We start from the raw sequence: 2,202 nt of genomic DNA on the forward strand, positions 1-2,202 counted from the left end.
GGCGTCGGCAATCGCCGCCTGCGACCGCTTCATCAAGCTGCACCCCCCTCCCGCCCCGGTTCAGCACATGCGTGTAAATCATCGTCGTCGCCACATCCTGATGGCCCAGCAACTCCTGCACCGTACGAATGTCATAGCCCGACTGCAATAAATGCGTCGCGAAACTATGGCGCAGCGTGTGGCAGGAGGCCGGCTTCGTCAGCCCCGCCGCCCGCACCGCCTTCTTCATCGCCCGTTGCAACGTCTGCTCGTCCACATGGTGCCTGCGCTCCTTGCCGCTACGCGGATCGACCGAGCGCCCCGCCGCCGGAAACACATACTGCCAACCCCATTCCCGCGACGCATCGGGAAATTTCCGGTCCAGCGCATAAGGCAGATAGACTTCGCCAAACCCCTCTTCAAGGTCATGTGCATGCAGCACCTTCACCTTCTCCAGGTGTGCCCGCAAAGGCTCAAGCACGGATTGCGGCAGCATCGTCACCCGATCCTTCTCCCCCTTGCCGTCGCGCACCGTGATCTGCCGCATCTCGAAGTCCAGGTCCTTCACCCGCAGCCGCACACACTCCAGCAAGCGCAACCCGGCCCCGTACAGCAAGTCCGCCATCAAACCCTGCTGCCCGTCGATCCGCGCCAACACGCGCCTGACCTCCTCGACCGTCAACACCACCGGCAGGCGCCCAGGCCGCTTCGCCCGCGTCATCTCGCCCAGCCAGGGCAAATCCACCTTCAAAACCTCCCGGTATAAAAACAGCAAGGCACTCAAGGCCTGGTTTTGCGTGGAAGCGGCCACCCGGCCCTCCACCGCCAGATGGGTCAAAAACCGCTCCACTTCCACCGCCCCCATCTCGCGGGGATGGCGCTTGCCATGGAACAGGATGAAGCGTTTGATCCAATCCGTGTAAGCCTGCTCCGTGCGGATGCTGTAATGCCGCAGCCGAATGGCCTCCCGCACCTGGTCTAAAAGGCGCGGCGGGTTGTGGGCAGCCTGGCTGTCGAAAGGCTGCCCTGCGGATAGGAGAGTGGTGTCGCTCATGAATGCGAAGCCTCGGGTAAGCCAGCCGCGCATTATGACGGCTGATCAGATAGATTTCAATATTGATGCAAGAATGGACATCTGATAAGATCAATAGATAGGAATCGACCTCGATTGTGGGGTCGAATTGAAAGTTAGGCTGCACCAAAACCTACCTGCACTGGTCCTGCGGTATCCTTGCTGGCATGGAACGCAACAGGAGCACATGTGGCCTTCAAGAGACGCGTGTTTGTAAGCTTCCAGAACCCTGAGTTGCTGGATACCCGACGCAGAGAACTTCAGGACCAAGTCATCAAGCGAATCGAGGCTCTTGGATTACAGCCGGAGATGTTCTTCCAGGCAGGTACGGCCTCTTCAATGGCGTGGTCGCTTCCCAATGCCGTTGAAATACTACGCCGATGTGTAGGTGCGGTAGTACTTGCTTTCCCAAGGTGGGAGGTTTCTTCGAACACTCAAGAACCGTATCACTTGGCGAGTGAATACGCGCATATTGAGGGAGCGATCGCCGGTACTCTGCGCCTACCTCTACTAATTGTCGCGGAACGCGGCCTTGCGGACAGAGGGATAACTTGGACAGGAGCTGGGCACCCCATACTCTACATGCCTAAGGACGCCCCGGTCACTTGGCTAGACGGGGACGCATTCAGGCATCGATTCGGAGTCTGGTCCGATCAAGTCGCTGAGCGATCTGACGTCTTTCTTGGCTATAGCAGCAAGGCACGCGCGACGGCCCAGGCAGTGCATCTCTTTCTGAAAGAACGCCTGAATCTTCGGGTTCGAAATTGGGAGATTGATTTCGCTGCTGCAGGAATGATCCTGGATGAAATCGAGACTGCAGCGCGCGTTTGCAGTGGAGGTGTGTTCCTATTTACGAAGGATGACGAACTGTCAGGAACCGAAGTAAAGGCTGCACCTCGCGACAATGTCGTATTCGAAGCAGGCTATTTTGCAGCTGCAAAAGGCAGAGAGCGCGTACTCATTATCCGAGAAGAAGGCGCGAAAATGCCAGCCGACCTCGGTGGCAACATCTATTTGTCCCTTTCTGCGCGTGACGACATCCGACCCATAGAATCAGCCATCCGAGACTTTGTGGAACGGCGGCTCTAGTTGTCACCGCAGTGCAGCCTAACGAATAAGGATAGATCGTGCGAAGCCACGATCTGATCCGT

The 2,202-nt window shown here is 57.7% G+C and carries 2 protein-coding genes; one reads left to right on the plus strand and one right to left on the minus strand.

What is annotated here, in order from left to right; translation table 11 throughout:
- A partial coding sequence (locus CAPSK01_RS22630; RefSeq protein ID WP_273703481.1) for an integron integrase occupies positions 1-1,033 on the minus strand: 1,033 nt, incomplete at its 3' end.
- A 207-nt stretch (positions 1,034-1,240) separates the two neighbouring features.
- On the opposite strand from CAPSK01_RS22630, the gene CAPSK01_RS10495 reads away from it, so the two are divergent.
- Entirely contained in the window at positions 1,241-2,140 is a 900-nt protein-coding gene (locus tag CAPSK01_RS10495; RefSeq protein WP_034926129.1) for a nucleotide-binding protein, read from the plus strand.
- Positions 2,141-2,202 lie beyond the last annotated feature (62 nt).

It is taken from the genome of Candidatus Accumulibacter vicinus, from assembly GCF_000584955.1.
Lineage (GTDB): Bacteria > Pseudomonadota > Gammaproteobacteria > Burkholderiales > Rhodocyclaceae > Accumulibacter > Accumulibacter vicinus.